Origin of the sequence: Actinoallomurus sp. CA-142502 (genome assembly GCF_050936355.1) — a bacterium.
In the GTDB taxonomy this organism is placed as follows: Bacteria; Actinomycetota; Actinomycetes; order Streptosporangiales; family Streptosporangiaceae; genus Actinoallomurus; species Actinoallomurus iriomotensis.
On record NZ_JBNJMY010000001.1, the window covers coordinates 9,345,365 to 9,361,725 of the forward strand.

The following is a 16,361-nucleotide window of genomic DNA, read 5'->3' on the forward strand; positions in this document are numbered from 1 at the left end:
TTAGAGACAGGGCGTCTCTTATTCGTGTGGAGGTGGACCGTGGCGGACACGGCACGGGCGGAGCGGCTCGACCCGGCGGTGCTCAAGCTCGCGATGATCCTGGTCGTCGGTGCGCTGGCGCCGCTGCTGGACAGCACGATCGTCAACGTCGCGATCGACGCGCTGGGCCGCGACCTGCACACGTCGCTGGCGGCGATCCAGTGGGTGGTCACCGCGTACCTGCTGGCCCTCGCGATGGCGATCCCGGCGACCGGGTGGCTGACCGGGCGGTTCGGGGCCAAGCGGATGTGGCTGATCTCGCTGGTGCTGTTCCTGGCCGGGTCGATGCTGTGCGGCCTGGCCTGGAACGCCGGCAGCCTCATCGCCTTCCGCGCGCTGCAGGGCGTGGGCGGCGGGCTGATGCTGCCGATCCTGCAGACGCTGCTGCTGCGCGCCGCGGGCGGGCGGTCACTCGGCCGGCTCATGGCCACGATCACCATCCCGGCGCTGGTCGGCCCGATCCTCGGCCCGGTGATCGGTGGGCTGATCGTCGGCAACGCGAGCTGGCGGTGGATCTTCTACGTCAACGTCCCGATCTGCGCCGTCGCGCTGATCCTGGCCTGGCGCGGCCTGCCCGCGGACGCGCCGCGCGGCGGGCAGCGCCTCGACCTGGTCGGGCTGGTGCTGCTGTCACCCGGGCTGGCCGCGATCATCTACGGGCTGTCCCAGGTCGGCGCGCACGGCGGCTTCGGGCACGCGACCGTCCTGTACCCGCTGGCGGCGGGAGTGCTGCTGCTCCTGGGCTTCGTCGGGCACGCCCTGCGTACGGGCGGCGAACCGGCCGTGGACCTGCGGCTGTTCCGCGTACGGTCCTTCGCCGCGTCGTCGGCCCTGCTCTTCCTGTCGGGCCTGTCGCTGTTCGGGGCGATGCTGCTGCTGCCGCTGTACTACCAGCAGGTCCGCGGTCAGGGCGTCATCGCCGCCGGGCTGCTGCTCGCGCCGCAGGGCCTGGGCAGCCTGCTCACGCGCGGTCCGCTCGGCACGCTCGTCGACCGCGTCGGTCCGCGGCCGTTCGTCCTCATCGGCACCGTGCTGACCGCGCTCGGCACGCTGGCGTTCACGCGCGGCGAACCCGAGTGGCTGCTCGCCGTCTCCCTCGTCGTACGCGGCGCCGGGATGAGCGGGGCGAACATCGCCGTCATGGCCGCGGCGTACCAGGGGCTGGACCCCGCCGACATCCCGCACGCCGGCAGCGCGACGCGGATCCTGCAGCAGGTCGGCGGGTCGTTCGGCGCCGCGCTGCTCGCGGTGATCCTGCAGTGGCAGCTCGCCGCGCACCCACGGGGCACGGCGTACGCGCACACCTTCTGGTGGGCGATCGGCTTCAGCGCGCTCGCCCTGGTGCCCGCGCTCCTCATGCCCGGCGTAAGAGCCCGCGAGGTCACGGCCGGAACATGATCACCAGCCGGCCGCGGACGCCGCCCGCCTCCAGGCGGCGGTGGGCGTCGGCCGCCCGCTCCGGGGGGTACGTCTGGGCGACGCGCAACGTGACGGCGCCGGTCTCGGCGAGACGGCGCAGTTCGTCCAGCTTGTCCCACTCGCGGGCGTACCCGCTGACCCAGATCTCGTGGACCGCGATGTCGCGCTCGGTCTCGGCGCCGAAGCCGCGCACCGCGGCGAGCGCGCCGCCGTCGCGTACGGCCGCGAGCAGAGGAGCACCGATGACGGCGCCGTCGGCCACGGCGTCCACGCCGTTCGGCAGCGCCTGCCGGATGCGCAACGCGACCCCGTCGCCGCGCGCCACGATCACGTCGGCGCCGAGCCTGCGGACGAGCGGCTCGTCCTCGGGCGAGGCGTCCGCGACGACCCGCAGGCCGCGGGCCTTGGCGAGCTGCACGACGTACCCGCCGTACGCCCCGGCGGCCCCGGTGACCGCGAGGGTACGGCCGGGTTCGAGCGCGAGACGGTCGAGGGTGAGCTGCGCGGTCATGCCGTTCATCGGCAGGGTGCACGCCTCGGCGTACGTGGCGCCGATCGGCATCGCCGTGGCCGAGTCGGTCGGCACGACGACGTGCTCGGCGTACCCGCCGCCCAGTCTGCTGCGAGGCAGGGTGATCGCCATGACGTCGTCGCCGACGGACTGGCGGACGTCCTCGCCGACCTCGTCGACGACGCCCGCGACGTCCATGCCGGGGATGTACGGAGGCGGCCGGTCGCGCAGCGCCTCGGCGCTCGTCACGCCGGCGCGGAAGAGCGTGTCGGTCGGGTTCACGGCCGCCGCGTGCACGCGGACGCGGATCTCACCCGGCCCGGGATGAGGCTCGTCCAGCTCGACGACCTCGAGCGCCTCGGGCCCGCCGAAACGGGAAACACCTACTGCCTTCATATACCTGCCATCCAATCCGATCCGCGGCCCGCGCGGAAGGGCGGACCACGGACCAGATCCGCGACGCAGCCGCCGCCCCGGGCTACCGGCCGGGCTTCGGGCGGCGCCCGGCGACCAGGTCCGCGACGGCCGCGCACAGCGCGATCAGCACGAACGCCGTCACCACCAGCAGTCCCCGGCGGAAGGCCGTCGCCCAGTCGCCGTGGGAGGCGCCGACGGCCGCGAAGAAGACCGCGCCCACCCCGGCGATGCCGATCGCCGTGCCGATGCGCTGGCCCGTCTGCAGGACGCCCGCGGCGCTTCCGCCGCCCTCCGGCGGCACCTCCGACAGCGTGATCGCCTGGTTCGGGGAGATCACCAGGCCGCTGCCGAAGCCGCCCAGCAGCAGCGGCAGGGCGGTGGCGAGCGCGGCGTGCGAGCCGGGCACCGCGCGTACGGCCAGGAAGGCCGCGGTCAGGCCCACGGCGACCAGGACGAGTCCCAGCGCCACCAGGGGCCGACCGAGGCGGCCGACCATCCGGCCGCCGATCGTGGACCCGGTGGCCGAGCCCAGCGCGAACGGGGTGATCGACAGGCCGGCGAACAGGGCGCTGTAGTGCAGGCCGTTCTGCAGGTAGAGGGTGAAGATGAAGAAGATCGAGGTGAACCCGGCGAAGTAGAGCAGGGCGATCGTCGAGCCCAGAGCGTACGACCGGCGGCGGAACAGGGACAGGTTCACCAGGGGCTGCCGGTGCCGCCGCTCCCACTGCAGGAAGCCCAGCAGGATCACCGCGGCGGCGGGGATGAGCAGCCACTTCGCGCTCCCGTGCCACTGCTGCTCCTGCACGAACGGCAGGAGCAGGCCGACCACGCCGGCGCCCAGGAGCAGCACGCCGACCGGGTCCAGGCTCTCGCGGCGACGGCCCTCGCCCGGCGGCGGCAGCAGGCGCCAGGCGAGCGGAAGGGCGACGAGACCGACCGGGATGTTGACGTAGAACACCCAGCGCCAGCCGTCCTGCGCGCCGGCGAGGGAGATCAGCGCTCCGCCGAGGATGGGGCCCGCGGCGGTCGCGATGCCGATCGTGGCGCCGAGCGCACCGAACGCGCGGCCTCGCTCGTGTCCGCGGAACAGGATCTGGATCAGCCCGGCGATCTGCGGGTTGACGATGCCGGCGGCGACTCCCTGGACCAGCCGGGCCACCACCAGCCACTGGATGGCCGGCGCGATCCCGGCGGCGGCGCTGGACAGCGTGAACAGCGTCAGCCCGGCCATGAAGACGGCGCGGCGGCTGCGGGCGTCGCCGAGCCGGCCGGCCGGGACGAGCACCAGCCCGAACGCCAGCGCGTACCCGCTGAGGATCCACTGCAGGCCGTCCGGCGAGGCGTGCAGGCCCGAACGGATGGACGGCAACGCGACGTTGACGATGCTCACGTCCAGCAGGGTCATGAACGCGGCGACGAGACAGACCGCCAGCGCCTGCCAGCGCCGCCCGGTGACCTCGTCCGAGGCCGGGCGGCCGTCATCACGGGTGTCAACGGACAAGCGTCGGCACTCCTCCCGGGTTCCCGCGGCCGGGCTCAGCGCATCCGACGCACCCCGATGCCGCTTTATGTACTGATTTGACCTTCCCTGCATCCCTACCCCGTCGTTCCCGGCCATGCCTCCGCCGGCGATCGGCTCCTACGCTGGGCGCATGCGTACGCTGACGACGGCACGGCTGGAACTCCGGCCCTGGGACGCGCGCTTCGAGGATGACTTCCTCCGGCTCGCCTCGGACGAACGGGTGACGCGCTTCATCGGCGACGGACGGCCGTGGAGCCGCGAGCGCGTCACCGAACGCCACCGGGAGCACCTGGAGCACTGGGCACGGCACGGGTACGGCTGGCGGGCGATCCACCACGACGGCGACTTCGCCGGTGTGGCCGCCCTCAACCGCCTGGGTTCCCTGGTGCCCGGCATCGAGGAGTCGGCGCTGGAGATCGGCTGGTGGATCGACCCGCGATGGTGGGGACGGGGGTTCGCCACCGAGGCCGCCCTCGCACTGCGCGACGAGGCGTTCGCCGACCTGGGCGCCGAGCGCATCGCCGCTCGTTACCAACCCGCCAACACCGGCTCCGAACGCGTAATGATCAAGATCGGCATGCGCCGCCACAGCGACACGGTGGGCCGCGTGGGCGAACCGGTGCGGGTGTACGAGCTGAGCCGTCCGGACTGGCTCGCCCTGCCGGACCAGGAGGTTTGACACCCCGGCCGACCGGGCATCCCGGAGTCTCATCGAGCCGACCGGCACGACGAGAGGACGCTCCCATGAGCGACCGGACAGCACCCGAACAGCACGATGCCCAGGCCGCGCCGAAGCGCGAGCCGCAGGTCCTGAGCGGCGACGAGCTGATCGTCTATGAGGCGATCGCTACTCTGCGCGGCCCCGTCGACGTCGACGGGCTCGCCGGCAAGACGGGCCTCGCGGAGGACACCGTACGCGCCGCGGTCGACCGGCTGACCGCGCTCGAGATGGTGGAGACCGGCGAGCACGGCGCGCGCATCGGCCCGAACGACTGGGACGTACGCGGCGCGCGCTGACGTACGTCCGCCGCGGCCCGTGACACGGGCCGCGGCGGTCACGTCAGGCGGACACCTCCGGAAGCACCTGCTCGGCGTAGAAGGCGAAGAACTCCTCCTGGTCCGGGCCGATCTGGTTGACGTAGACCTCGTCGTACCCGGCGTCGACGAAGGCCCGCAGGGCCTCGATGTGCCGCTGCGGGTCCGGCCCGCAGGGCACGTTCTCCCCCACCATCTCCTCGGTCACCAGCGACGAGAGCTGCTGGAAGTGGCGGGGCAGCGGCAGGAGCTGCGCGGCCTCCCCCGGAAGCTGGTCGTTCGGCCACAGGCGGTGCGCGGTGCGACGGGCCTGAGCCTCATCCGGCGCCCAGCACACCTTGAACCCGCCCTGGGCCGGCTTGTCCCCTCCGGCCGCCGCACGGAACGTCTTGACCAGGTCGGCGTCGGGCTTCACGCACATGAAGCCGTCCGCCACCCGCCCGGCCAGCTCGGCCGCGCGGTCGCCGAAGCCCGACATGTAGATCGGCGGAGGCCGGTCCGGCAGGGAGTACAGCCGGGCGGTGTCCACGTGGTAGTGCTTGCCGTGGTGCGTGACCAGCTCTCCGGTGAACAACCGCCGGATCAGGCCGATCGCCTCCTCCAGCATCTCCAGCCGCTCGCTCGCCGGCGGCCAGCGGGAGTCCAGGATGTGCTCGTTCAGTGCCTCCCCCGAGCCCACCCCCAGCACGAAGCCGTTCTCGTTCAGCGCCGCGCTCGTGGCCGCGGCCTGGGCGATGACCGCCGGATGGATGCGGATCAGCGGGCAGGTCACCGCCGTGGTGATCGGCAGGGACACCGCCTCGGACAGTGCCCCGACGACCGACCACACGAATGACGCTTCGCCCTGTTCGTCCAGCCACGGGTGGTAGTGGTCGGAGATCCACAGCGCCTCGAACCCGGCCTGCTCGGCCAGCCGTGCCTGGCGGACCAGTTCACGCGGTGAGTGCTCCTCGCTCGACAGGAAGTACCCGAACCTCGTCATGCGTCTCCTTCGGCATCAGCCCTTGCGGGCGAACATTTCCTGTGCCTTGGTCTTCAGGCCCTTCCGCACGACGCCGTAGGCGTCCGGGTCGCCCTTGATGATCGCTTCGGCGGCGTCCTTCATCTGCTCGAAGTCCGCGTGCGGCGGGATCGGCGGGATGTCGGGGTCGCAGCGGACGTCGATGACGACGGGCACGTCGGCGGCCAGGGCGCGGTCCCACGCGGGGCCGATGGCGTCCGGCTTCTCGACCTCGATGCCCTCCAGGCCGATCGACCGGGCGAACCCGGCGTACGACATCTCGGGCAGCGCCTGGGACTCCACGAACTTCGGGGCGCCGGACATCGCGCGCAGCTCCCAGGTCACCTGGTTCAGGTCGTTGTTGTGCAGGACCGCCACGATCAGCCGCGGATCGCTCCACTCGGACAGGTAGCGCTTCATGGTGATCAGCTCGTTCATGCCGTTCATCTGCATCGCGCCGTCGCCCACGAAGGCGATGACCGGGCGGTCCGGGTGGGCGAACTTCGCGCCGATGGCGTACGGCACGCCGCAGCCCATCGTCGCGAGCGTGCCCGAGAGCGAGCCGCGCATGCCGGCCCGGAACCTCAGGTCACGGGCGTACCAGTTCGCCGCCGAACCGGAGTCGGAGGTCACGATGGTGTCCTCGGGCAGACGCGGGTTCAGCTCCCAGAACAGCAGCATCGGGTTGACCGGATCGGCCTCGACGTGGGCCTGCCGCTCGATCACCGACCACGAGCGCGCGACGTTCTCCTCGACCGTCTCGCGCCAGGAGCGCTTCTTCTTCCGCTTGAGCAGCGGGATGAGCGCGCGCAGCGTCTCGGCCGCGTCGCCGACGAGGTTGACCTCGGTCGGGTAGCGCATGCCGATCATGCGACCGTCGATGTCGATCTGGATTCCCCTGGCGTCCCCGAACTCGGGCAGGAACTGGCTGTAGGGGAAGTTGGATCCGACGATCAGCAGGGTGTCGCAGTCACGCATCAGCTCATACGACGGGCGCGTTCCGAGGAGGCCGATCGCGCCGGTGACGTAGGGCAGGTCGTCGGGCAGGACGTCCTTGCCGAGCAGTGCCTTGGCCACTCCGGCGCCGGTGAGTTCGGCGACCTCCATGACCTCCGCCGCGGCGGACCGGGCCCCCTGGCCGACGAGGATCGCCACCTTCGACCCGGCGTTGAGGATCTCGGCGGCCTTCTCGATCTCCTTCTGCGGCGCCCGCGTCACCGGTGGCACATAGCCGGGTGTGGACGACGGGACGTTCTTGAACGCGTGGGACGGCGGCTCGTACTCCTCCTCCTGCAGGTCGGAGGGGATGATGATCGCCGTGGGCGCGCGCTCGGCCATGGCGATTCGCATCGCGCGGTCGAGCAGGTTCGGCAGCTGCGCGGAGACGTTCGCCTCCTGCACGTACGCGCTCGCGACGTCCTTGAACAGGCTCAGCAGGTCGACCTCCTGCTGGTAGTTGCCGCCCATCGCGCTGCGGGCGGTCTGCCCGACGATCGCCACCACCGGAACATGGTCGAGCTTGGCGTCGTACAGGCCGTTCAGCAGGTGGATCGCGCCGGGCCCGCTGGTCGCGAGGCATACTCCGGGCTTCCCGCTGAACTTGGCGTAGCCGACCGCCTCGAAGGCGGCCATCTCCTCGTGCCTGGCCTGGACGAACCGGGGCTGGTCATCGGCCCGGCCCAGCGCGGCGATGATCCCGTTGATGCCGTCACCCGGATAGCCGAACAGCCGTTCGACCCCCCACTCCCGCAGACGCTGCAACAGGTAATCCGCAACGGTAGGAGCCATCACGATCTCTCCTTTCCACCGTGGCCTCTCTTCACGGCCTTCCCCGGCGGCGCGACGGAAACCCGCGTACGGGCATCCCGCAGGTAAAGCCGCCAAAAGCAGGCGGAAAGGGACCGGTGGGCCCGTGACGGATGTCAGGGGCCCACCGGGTCAGACGTCAGCTCACCAGCGATACCAGCGGCCGCGACCGCCGCCCGAACCGGCGCCGCGGAAGACGAATCCGAGGAGCCACAGGATGAGCACGATGATCGCGATCCACCAGAGGGCCTTGAGCGCGAAGCCCGCGCCGAACAGGATCAGCACGAGGAGTAGCACGAGGAGCAACGGGACCATGGTCAGTCACCTCCTGTGCCCGCATATGCCCTTATGAGCGAGGTTCATGCCGAATTACCCTCAGGGGCCCTCGGCCCGGATGAGCTTCGGCAGCAGGTACCACAGCCCGACGAACAGCGCCGCGATCGCGGCGCCGAGCCCGGCCGCCCAGCCGAGGCCCGCCACGACGTCCAGGACGAGGAACACCGCGCCGATCATGGCGACCAGCAGGGCCGCCAGGCCCGCCTGCGCGAGGGTCGAGGCGGTGCGGACGAGCTGGGGCTTGCGGCCCTGCCGGAAGACCTGGCGGTGACCGCTGACCGGCGCGATCAGCAGGGCCGTCGCGGCCGCCGCCGCGACCAGGGTGATCACGTAGACGACCTTGTCCCGGTCGCCGACGTCGCCGAACCGGTTCGTGAACGGGAGCGTCAGCAGGAACGCGAACAGGATCTGCACGCCGGTCTGGGCGACCCGCAGCTCCTGTAGCAGCTCGACGAAGTTGCGGTCCCAGCGTTCCATGCCGGTCTCGTCGCGGTTCTCCTCCGCCCGCTCCGCGTCGCCACGCGTCCCGCGCCGCGCCGTTCCGTACGAGCCGGTCTCGTCGCGGTTCTCCTCCGCCCGCTCCGCGTCGCCACGCGTCCCGCGCCGCGCCGTTCCGTACGAGCCGGTCTCGTCGCGGTTCTCCTCCTCGGGGCCCTGGTCGCCACCGCCCGCGCCCCGCTCCGTTCCGTACGTCTCGGTCATCCGCCTACTTCTTCTTCCCGAGCTTGCGCAGCGGCTTGCGCTTGGCCGCCTTCTTCGCCGCGGCGGGCAGGTCCTCCAGCACGCGCGCCGCCTCTCGCCGTTCCACCTCGGCCAGCCGGCCGGCGACGAACGTGTCGGCGGCGGGCGTGTCCGGCCATCCGGTGGTGGCGGCGAGGCGCTCGGCGGCGACGACGCCGTCGTGGTGCTCGCCGAGGACGTCCTGGAGCCGTTCGGCGCGACGGGCGAGCTTCGCGGCGGGCGAGCCGAGCGCCGCCGAGGCGGCTTCGGCGGTGTACCGGGCGCGCTTGGCCGCCTTACGCGTGTCGTGCAGCGCGGCGTCGCGGTCCTGCCCGGCGGGCAGACGGGCGGCCCGGTCGTACCGGCGCATCATCTTCCGCCACGCCCTGGCCACCAGCCGGGGCGTCTCCTTGGCCGCCGGACGGGCCGCGCGGGCGCGCAGCGGCGGATCGGCCAGGAAGGCGTCCAGGGCGTCGAGCAGGTCGTAGTACCGCCGGGTCAGGAGCACCTCGCGCACCTGGTCGCGGGCGCGGTGCTCCTCGTCCGCCATCGCGAGCAGCCACGCCGGGCTCGGGTGGGCGCCGGGCAGTTCGGCGAGGCGGCGGTGGAAGCGCGCGTTCTGCACCTCCAGGTCGCGGACGTCGCCGAGCGCGCCGGCGAGCCACCTCAGCTCCGTGTCCAGGGTCCGGATCCGTACCGGGTCGAGGAGGCGCCGGTGGGTGCGCAGGACGCTGCGAGTCCGACGGACGGCGACGCGCATCTTGTGCACCGAGTCGTCGTCGTTCTCGGCGAGCCGCACCCGCGGGTCGTACGCGAGCAGTTGCTCGACCTGCTCGCCCAGGTACCTCAGCAGCACGTCCCCGGCGGTACGGGTGGCGGTGGGCCGCCGGACGGGAGTGATGTCGTCCTCCAGCGCCCGCGCCAGCTTCGAGGCGGCCGCCGACTCGCGGGCGCCGGACTCGCGCAGGCGTCCGCCGATGCTCTCCACCACCTCGCGGGAGCCCTCGACCGCCTCGACCTCCAGCTCGCGCCAGCGCATCAGCGCGACCTCATGGCCGTCCCGGCTCAGGCGGCGGGCGTGCACGGTGTCGTCCGCGAGCTCCGCGAGGACCGTGCCGTCCTCGCCCAGCAGCCCGCGTTCGGTGCGGTGGGTCTCCACTTCCGCGACTCGGATGAGGGGGCGGCCGCGGACGTGCGCGGCGACGAGCTCGGACAGCTCCGCGGGCACCGTGTGCGTCCCGGCGTCGAGCGGCGTCCGGATCTCGCGTTTCATGTCCTTGCCGGCCGGCAGCTTCAGGTGCCAGCCCTCGTCGCCGCCTCCCTCCCGGCGCCGCAACGTGATCCCGCGCGCGGCCAGCCGCAGGTCCTCGGTGTCGAAGTAGGAGGCGCGGAGGATGTGGGTCTCCGGCGGGCCGACCCTTGCGCATCCGCCGACCTCGCGCAGGTCGGGCAGTGCGAGATCGGCCTCGGCGTCGTACTTGCGCTCCAGCTCGATGTGGCGTGCCACGGTCTCTCCCTCGATCCGGTATCGGCACTTCAGGCGGTACTAACGCCTTACCCGTACAGAGAGCCTCAAAAGTGAACTTTTGCGGCACCCCGCGACCGCGACGACTACTCGGGCGGCAGGAGAGGTCCGAGGGGACCGAGATCGAGGTTGAGGTCGCGGGCGTCGAGGCCGAAGCGCTCCCGCAGTTCCGTCATCGCCTCTTCCAGCCGCATGAGCGCCAGCCCGAGTTCCTCGACCTTGTCGTCGGGCAGGTCGCCCGCGTCGACGCGACGCAGGGCCTGGCGCTCCATGAGCTGACGCACGAGCTCTATCACGGTCAGCACGAGACGTACGAGATCGCGCTCCACCTGCTCGGAGTCGGTCTCCAGGCGGTGCGGCATCCGGTGACCGCGCCCGTCCTCGGGGGCGGCGTGACGCGGACGGTACGCGCCGCCGTGCCTGTCGGACCGCTCGCTCACGGCGGGGGATCCTCCCAGGTCACCACGCCCTCGATCGGCTCGTCGGAGCGCTCGGCCGCCACCACCCGCTCCATCTCCGGCCGGATCGAGGCGATGATCGCGCGCAGCGAGACCCGTACGAGGTCGACGTCGGCGATCGAGATGGTCACGTCACCGGTGATCACGACGCCGCCGGCCAGGAGCCGGTCCAGCAGGTCCACGAGGGCGATGCGCCGGCCCCGCGCGGGCACCGGCGTACGCGTTTCGGGCAGGTCGCTCAGTACTCGGTCCACGCCTCCTCCTCGGCGGCGAACGAGTAGGGCGCCCAGGGGCCGGTGAGCTGGAGCCGCAGCTCCGGGCGCGTCCCGGCGAGCCGCGCGACGGCCGTGCGGAAGTCCTCCGCGCGCTCGTCGTCGACGAGGTAGGCGGCGTTGAGGATCATCCAGCCGCGCTCGCCGGACAGCTGGGGGTCCTGCGGCCGGTGCAGGCGCCGGGTGGCGGCGATCGCACACAGCTCGTCGTCGACGTGGCCCGCCAGCGTGAGGATCTCGCGGCGCGTCTCCTCCTCGTCGTGACGCTGGGCGCTGCGCCGCCGCAGGTACGCGGTGCCGGGCCGGGCGTCCGCCGGAGCCGGCGCCGCCTCCCGTGACGCGGCCTCGGCGAGGTCGGCGTACATCTTGACGCCCCATTCCGTACGGCCGGTGATCCGTCCGAGCGCCCGGGTGAACTCGTCGTGCCGCTCGCGCAGCGCGCCGCGCGCCCGGTCCTCGTTCCGGTACACCGTGGCCAGGCCGAGCGGGACGATCACCCCGTGCTCCGCGACGGCGTCGACGACGGCGTGGTGCGCGCGGGCGGTCGCCTCCAACCAGTCCAGGTGTTCCAGGTTGCGCCGCAGGGCGTCCTCGCCGAACTCGGCCAGGCTCACCCGGCTCACCACCGCGGTCAGCCCCTCCGCGTCGAGAGTCGCCACGGGCGCGCCGGCCACGCCGCGGACCCCCGCCACCGCCTCGGCGGGCACGTCGCGGGCGATGCCGTACACGTAGATCGCGGTCTCATCCACGGTCGGTCTCCTCCGGTGGACGCCGCCGGCCCCGGCGACCGCGGGGCTCCCGCTCCTCCTCGTACTCGTCGTCGTAGTCGTACTCGTACTCGTACTCGTCGTCAGGGTCGTCGCGGGCCGCCCGGCTCACCGCGCGGCGGTCCCGGTGCCGGAGTTCCGGCTCGGCGCGCTCCTCCTCGTCGTCCGCGCCCTCCAGTGCGGCGAGCCGTTCGCGCAGCCGGCGGTTCTCCGCCGCGATCTCCTCGCGGTGGGCCGCGGACGAGAGGGTGGGGTCGTGCTCCCACCAGTCGATCCCCATCTCCTTGGCCCGGTCGACCGAGGCGATCACCAGCCGCAGTTTGATGGTCAGCAGCTCGATGTCGAGCAGGTTCACCTGGATGTCACCGGCGATGACGATGCCCTTGTCGAGCACCCGCTCCAGGATGTCGGCGAGGTTCGCCGACTCCGGGCGCCGTGTCTGCGCGGGCTGCCGTCCATAGCCGTATCCGGTCAGCCCCCGCTCCATCGGATCCGTCACGTCACCTCTCCCCCACCTGGCACCGGATGTAGCGGTCGACGCGGCGGTAGGCCAGCAGCTCGCCCTCCGGGTCCAGCTCGGCCTCGTACACGGCGAGGATGTCGGTCGTCGCGGGGATCCGGTGCGTCTCGACGACCTCCACGCCGACCGTCCACCGGCCGTCCTCCGCCTGTGCCAGCGAGGTGATCCCCTCGAAATCCTTGCCGGTCATCTCGGCCACGTGGTCGGCGGCCAGCCGCGCGGCGCGGTCCGCGGTCGGCGGAGGCGGGCGCCGGGTACGGCGCCTCGGCTCATCGTTCCGGCGGTCGTCCATTCCCGCCCTCCGGGAAGCCGGAGCGTTGCCGCGACATCATCCGGGCCAGCAGTTCGTTCTCCAGCGCGGCCGCCTCGTCCTCCGGCAGCCGGCCGGCCCGTACCTCCGCCTCGATCTCGGCGATCTGCTTACGGATCAGCGCCGGGTCGTACAGCTGGCGCTCGGCCTGCTCCAGGATGCGCTCGGCCAGCCAGGCGACGCTCCGCACGGGCGCGAGCGGCAGGGTCAGCAGGCCCGTGAGCAGTCCCATGTCTCAGTTCCCTCCTCCGGGCGGCGGCGGAACGAAGTCGTACGGCGCGAGCGGGCCGACCATGCGCAGCCGGACACGGTCGCCCCAGCGTTCGCCGAGCCGGTCCACGGCCCGCTCGAACTCCTCCAGGTCCCGGTCGGCCACCAGGAACGCCGCGTCGGCCGCCGCGTCCTCACCGGCCGGCGCCCGCGGCGCCACGGCACGGGAGTACGGCTCCAGCGTGTCGATGAGCTCGTCGGTGTCGGCCTGCCGCTTCTCGTCCAGCGCCTTGACGATCAGCTCGCCCAGGCGGATGCGGTCGTAGTAGGCGGCGTCCTCCGGCAGTTCGCGGACCCGTTCCCGTAGCCGCGCCGCCTGCGGGTCCTCCCGGAGAACCTCGCGGAGGACGACGTCCTCGGCATAGACGCCCGAGACGGCGAACTCCCGCGCGCCGCCCAGGTCGTCCAGGACGTCCAGGAACCAGTCCTCATGCGGTGCCAGCATCTCCTCGGCCAGCGCGTCCGCCGTGGTGACCACCGCGCCGAACCGCAGCGGCAGGGTCGTCGTCTCGTTCGCGAGGGCCTCGACGACCGCCTCGTGCGCGAGCAGGTCGTCGCGGGTGCCCAGCGCCTGCACCGGGGAGATCTCGCTCACCGCGGCCGCCAGGTCGCCGTACCGGACCAGGAACACCTCGCCGCCCGCGATCCCGGTCAGGTCCTCGGGCAGCCGCGCGTCCGCGCGGACCACGCCGTACACGTAGCAGGCCAGGGCCATGTCGCCGGGGGCGCGCTCGGGCGCCTCGCTCCTCGGTCGTGTCGTCACCGCTCACGCTCCCTACGCGAGGACCGGCGGCGCTCCCGCTCCTCCGCCCGTTCCTTGCGCTCGTCCAGCACCTCGCCGACCGTCTCCCGCGCGGCGTCGAGCATGCCCTTGGTCTTGCCCTTGGCCCCGCCGCGTGTGCCCTTCTCGGTCAGCTCGCCGACGAGATCGGGCAGCCCCGTGCCACCCTTCTCGTACAGGTCCAGGCGGTTGGTGGCCTCCGCGAAGCGCAGGTAGGTGTCCACGCTCGCCACCACGATGCGCGCGTCGATGGTGATCAGCTCGATGCCCACCAGGGACACGCGGACGAAGGCGTCGATGACGAGACCCTTGTCCAGGATCGTGTCGACCACATCCACCAGCGCGCTTCCGGACGACCGTTGGACGGGCCCCGACCCTTCGTACGGGGAGACCGTCATGGGGAGTCACCTCCGTTCGGCGTGTTTCCTTCCGGTCACTCGGACTCGTCCTCGCGAGGGCGGGCGGGCCCACGGCGCCTCGGCATCCGCGCCGGCCGTTCCTCGTCCTCGTCCTCGGGCTCCTCGGCGGGGCGACGGCGCCGGGCCGGGCGCCGGGGCCGTTCCTCGTCCTCGTCCTCGGGTTCCTCGGCCGGGCGACGGCGGCGGGGCCGTTCCTCCTCGGCCTCCTCCTCGGCGCGCCGGCGTCTCGGCCTCCGGGGGCGCTCCGCCTCGGGCTCCTCGCGCTCTTCTTCCGGCTCCTCCGGCTCCTCTTCGCCCTCTTCGCGTTCGGCGGCCTCGCCGGGCTCCTCCTCTTCCTCGCCCTCTTCTTCCTCTTCGGGGGCCTCCTCGCGCTCCTCCTCTTCGGGCTCCTCTTCTTCGCCGCGCGCCCGCTCTTCCTCCTCCTCGCGGGCCCGTTCCTCCTCGTCGAGCGCCTCTTCGTGGGTCTTGACGACCTCGCCCTCGCGGATCTCTCCGCGCCAGCCCTCGATCTCGTCGGTCCGGAGCAGCGCGTGGACCATCGCATGCCGGCGGAAGTGCTTGAACTCCAGGCGTGCGCGCCGGCCCTGGGCCCGCCAGATGTTCCCGGTGTGCTCGAACAGGCCCTGCGGGTGGTACTCCATGACCAGGCAGATACGGGTGAGGTTCGGGGCCAGCTCGGAGAAGGAGACCGCGCCGTCGACGTAGCCCTTGGCGCCCTTGGAGCGCCAGATGATGTGGGAGTCGGGCACCTGTTCGAGCGTCGTCGCCTCCCAGGAGCGGTGGGACAAGAAGACCTGCGCCTTCCAGTTCGACTTCTCGTCCTCCGGACGCTCGACGTGCTCGACCTTCTTCATGAACGAGGGAAAGTCCTCGTACTGGGTCCACTGGTTGTAGGCGACCCGCAGCGGCACGCCGACGTCGATCGTCTCGACGATGTTGGTGAGCTTGGCCTTCTTGCCCTTGCCGGCGCCGAAGAGCTTCTTGACCTTCTCCTTCAGCCCGGTGGCGCCCGCGCCGAGCGCCGCGCGTACGGGCCCCTTGCCCTCGGTCAGCGCCGTCAGCCCCGAGACCGCGGCCTTGACCCCCGGGCCGGCGCCCTCCGCGTCACCGACCTTCTCGAGCAGCCCGTGGCTGAACTCGTTGACCTTGTCGCTGACCCTGTCTCCCACCGAGGACAGGACCCTCTCCGCGAAGGCCTCCAGCAGGCTCTTGGCCTCCTTGGCGAGCCTCTGCGTGGGCAGGCTCTCGGTCAGTTGGGCGCTCTCCCGGCCGAGCCGGTCACCCTCGGTCATCGCTGCTCCCTCCCCTGGGCGTTCGCTCAAGGTCGCGAGATCGGCCCCGGCGGACCCGGCTCACGGGTACGGCGGCCCCGGAGAGCCGTCAGCGGGGTGACCGTCCCCTTCTCGGGCGGTCGTCCTCACGCCTCGGCGTCCGGCGGCGCGGCTCCGGCCGCGACGAACGGGCCGGCGGGCGGCGGTCCTGACGGGGACGCCGCTCCGGCTCGGAGCCTCCGCGCTCGTCCTCTTCCTCTTCCTCGTACTCGTCCCGGTCGTAGTCGTCCCGGTCGTAGTCGTCCCGGTCGTAGTCGTCCTCGTCCTCGTACTCGTCGTAGTCGCCGCGGCGCGGCGCGCGCTCGCGACCTCGGCGGTCGTCCTCGCGCTCGTCCTCGTCGCGCTCGTAGTCTTCGTCCTCGTCGTACTCGTCCTCGTCGTACTCCGGCTCGCGTGTGCGCCTGCGCCGGGAGGGTTCCTCACGGCCCCGCTCGCGGCGGCCCGGTTCCTCGCGCCTGCGCCGAGTGGGCTCCGCGCGCTCGCGCCGTGGCCGGGCGCGCTCCGGCTCCTCCTCGCCCTCTTCGGGGGCCTCCTCGCGTCTCCGGGTGCCCGACCGCAGCGTCTCCGCGCGCTCCTGCAGCCGGTCGCTCAGCGAGTCGATGCGGCTGCTCGCCGCCTTCTTCGCGACCGACATGCCGGCGTCGACGATCTGGCCGCGCAGATCTCCGGTGAGCTTGTCGAGCTGCCCGCCCAGCGGCGTCTTGCGCAGCAGATCCTCGGGCCCGACGGGAAGCTTGCCGCCCCCCGCAGCCATGAGCGCCAGCAGGATCGCCATCCGGGTCTTACGGCTCCGCCCCAGGACATAGCCCCCGACGACGGCGACGGCGATCTGACTTCCGCACTTCATGCCATCTCCCCCCTGCGCTCCCCCCGGCGCGACCCGAGAACTCAGCGGTACCTGAC

20 protein-coding genes are annotated in these 16,361 nt (G+C 72.4%); 3 read left to right on the forward strand and 17 right to left on the reverse strand.

What is annotated here, in order from left to right:
- The first annotated feature begins 39 nt into the window (after nucleotides 1-39).
- Nucleotides 40-1,437 (forward strand): DHA2 family efflux MFS transporter permease subunit, encoded by a 1,398-nt coding sequence (locus ACQEV1_RS43580; RefSeq protein ID WP_433402791.1) that lies wholly within the window; start codon nucleotides 40-42, stop codon nucleotides 1,435-1,437.
- Here the strand turns inward: ACQEV1_RS43580 and ACQEV1_RS43585 are convergent.
- Nucleotides 1,421-2,365 carry an NADP-dependent oxidoreductase gene (locus tag ACQEV1_RS43585; RefSeq protein ID WP_433402794.1) on the reverse strand — a complete coding sequence of 315 codons (945 nt, stop codon included), beginning with the start codon at nucleotides 2,363-2,365 and terminating at the stop codon, nucleotides 1,421-1,423. The two genes, ACQEV1_RS43580 and ACQEV1_RS43585, sit on opposite strands and share 17 nt — an antisense overlap.
- A gap of 82 nt (nucleotides 2,366-2,447) precedes the next feature.
- Nucleotides 2,448-3,887 (reverse strand): DHA2 family efflux MFS transporter permease subunit, encoded by a 1,440-nt coding sequence (locus ACQEV1_RS43590; RefSeq protein WP_433402796.1) that lies wholly within the window; start codon nucleotides 3,885-3,887, stop codon nucleotides 2,448-2,450.
- Nucleotides 3,888-4,038: 151 nt separating this feature from the next.
- On the opposite strand from ACQEV1_RS43590, the gene ACQEV1_RS43595 reads away from it, so the two are divergent.
- Nucleotides 4,039-4,587: a GNAT family N-acetyltransferase gene (locus ACQEV1_RS43595; RefSeq protein ID WP_433402799.1), complete on the forward strand. Its 549-nt coding sequence runs from the start codon at nucleotides 4,039-4,041 to the stop codon at nucleotides 4,585-4,587.
- A 65-nt stretch (nucleotides 4,588-4,652) separates the two neighbouring features.
- Entirely contained in the window at nucleotides 4,653-4,925 is a 273-nt protein-coding gene (locus ACQEV1_RS43600; protein WP_285627325.1) for a hypothetical protein, read from the forward strand.
- Between the two features lie 43 nt (nucleotides 4,926-4,968).
- Here the strand turns inward: ACQEV1_RS43600 and ACQEV1_RS43605 are convergent, their stop codons facing one another.
- The 15 genes from ACQEV1_RS43605 to ACQEV1_RS43675 all read right to left on the reverse strand — a co-directional run bounded on the left by ACQEV1_RS43605 (nucleotide 4,969) and on the right by ACQEV1_RS43675 (nucleotide 16,305).
- Nucleotides 4,969-5,925: a TIGR03557 family F420-dependent LLM class oxidoreductase gene (locus tag ACQEV1_RS43605; RefSeq protein WP_285627322.1), complete on the reverse strand. Its 957-nt coding sequence runs from the start codon at nucleotides 5,923-5,925 to the stop codon at nucleotides 4,969-4,971.
- Between the two features lie 15 nt (nucleotides 5,926-5,940).
- Nucleotides 5,941-7,731: a thiamine pyrophosphate-requiring protein gene (locus ACQEV1_RS43610; RefSeq protein WP_285627319.1), complete on the reverse strand. Its 1,791-nt coding sequence runs from the start codon at nucleotides 7,729-7,731 to the stop codon at nucleotides 5,941-5,943.
- 162 nt (nucleotides 7,732-7,893) lie between these two features.
- The gene (locus ACQEV1_RS43615; RefSeq protein WP_285583496.1) at nucleotides 7,894-8,064 is read right to left on the reverse strand and encodes a hydrophobic protein; all 171 of its coding nucleotides are present in this window, start codon (nucleotides 8,062-8,064) and stop codon (nucleotides 7,894-7,896) included.
- 60 nt (nucleotides 8,065-8,124) lie between these two features.
- A complete protein-coding gene (locus ACQEV1_RS43620; protein ID WP_433402804.1) occupies nucleotides 8,125-8,787 on the reverse strand; it encodes a DUF6328 family protein in 663 nt (220 codons plus the stop codon).
- Nucleotides 8,788-8,791: 4 nt separating this feature from the next.
- Nucleotides 8,792-10,312, reverse strand: coding sequence for a CYTH and CHAD domain-containing protein (locus tag ACQEV1_RS43625; protein ID WP_285627311.1), 1,521 nt, complete (start codon nucleotides 10,310-10,312; stop codon nucleotides 8,792-8,794).
- A 104-nt stretch (nucleotides 10,313-10,416) separates the two neighbouring features.
- Nucleotides 10,417-10,770: a gas vesicle protein K gene (locus ACQEV1_RS43630; protein ID WP_285627309.1), complete on the reverse strand. Its 354-nt coding sequence runs from the start codon at nucleotides 10,768-10,770 to the stop codon at nucleotides 10,417-10,419.
- On the reverse strand, nucleotides 10,767-11,042 hold the full coding sequence (locus tag ACQEV1_RS43635) for a gas vesicle protein (RefSeq protein ID WP_433402808.1): 276 nt from the start codon (nucleotides 11,040-11,042) through the stop codon (nucleotides 10,767-10,769). Before ACQEV1_RS43635 ends, ACQEV1_RS43630 begins: the two co-directional genes overlap by 4 nt.
- The gene (locus tag ACQEV1_RS43640; RefSeq protein ID WP_285627304.1) at nucleotides 11,027-11,809 is read right to left on the reverse strand and encodes a GvpL/GvpF family gas vesicle protein; all 783 of its coding nucleotides are present in this window, start codon (nucleotides 11,807-11,809) and stop codon (nucleotides 11,027-11,029) included. Before ACQEV1_RS43640 ends, ACQEV1_RS43635 begins: the two co-directional genes overlap by 16 nt.
- The gene (gene gvpJ, locus ACQEV1_RS43645; RefSeq protein ID WP_433402812.1) at nucleotides 11,802-12,326 is read right to left on the reverse strand and encodes a gas vesicle protein GvpJ; all 525 of its coding nucleotides are present in this window, start codon (nucleotides 12,324-12,326) and stop codon (nucleotides 11,802-11,804) included. The genes ACQEV1_RS43640 and gvpJ (ACQEV1_RS43645) overlap by 8 nt, the downstream gene beginning before the upstream one ends.
- A gap of 1 nt (nucleotide 12,327) precedes the next feature.
- The gene (gene gvpO / locus ACQEV1_RS43650; RefSeq protein WP_285627301.1) at nucleotides 12,328-12,639 is read right to left on the reverse strand and encodes a gas vesicle protein GvpO; all 312 of its coding nucleotides are present in this window, start codon (nucleotides 12,637-12,639) and stop codon (nucleotides 12,328-12,330) included.
- On the reverse strand, nucleotides 12,617-12,889 hold the full coding sequence (locus ACQEV1_RS43655) for a gas vesicle protein GvpG (RefSeq protein WP_285627298.1): 273 nt from the start codon (nucleotides 12,887-12,889) through the stop codon (nucleotides 12,617-12,619). The genes gvpO and ACQEV1_RS43655 overlap by 23 nt, the downstream gene beginning before the upstream one ends.
- Nucleotides 12,890-12,892: 3 nt before the next feature.
- The gene (locus ACQEV1_RS43660) at nucleotides 12,893-13,690 is read right to left on the reverse strand and encodes a GvpL/GvpF family gas vesicle protein (protein ID WP_285627295.1); all 798 of its coding nucleotides are present in this window, start codon (nucleotides 13,688-13,690) and stop codon (nucleotides 12,893-12,895) included.
- Nucleotides 13,687-14,106, reverse strand: a complete 420-nt coding sequence (gvpJ, locus tag ACQEV1_RS43665) for a gas vesicle protein GvpJ (protein ID WP_285627294.1) — start codon at nucleotides 14,104-14,106, stop codon at nucleotides 13,687-13,689. The genes ACQEV1_RS43660 and gvpJ (ACQEV1_RS43665) overlap by 4 nt, the downstream gene beginning before the upstream one ends.
- Before the next feature lie 35 nt (nucleotides 14,107-14,141).
- On the reverse strand, nucleotides 14,142-15,419 hold the full coding sequence (locus ACQEV1_RS43670) for an SRPBCC family protein (RefSeq protein ID WP_285627289.1): 1,278 nt from the start codon (nucleotides 15,417-15,419) through the stop codon (nucleotides 14,142-14,144).
- Nucleotides 15,420-15,507: 88 nt separating this feature from the next.
- On the reverse strand, nucleotides 15,508-16,305 hold the full coding sequence (locus ACQEV1_RS43675) for a hypothetical protein (protein ID WP_433402818.1): 798 nt from the start codon (nucleotides 16,303-16,305) through the stop codon (nucleotides 15,508-15,510).
- Nucleotides 16,306-16,361: the final 56 nt, after the last annotated feature.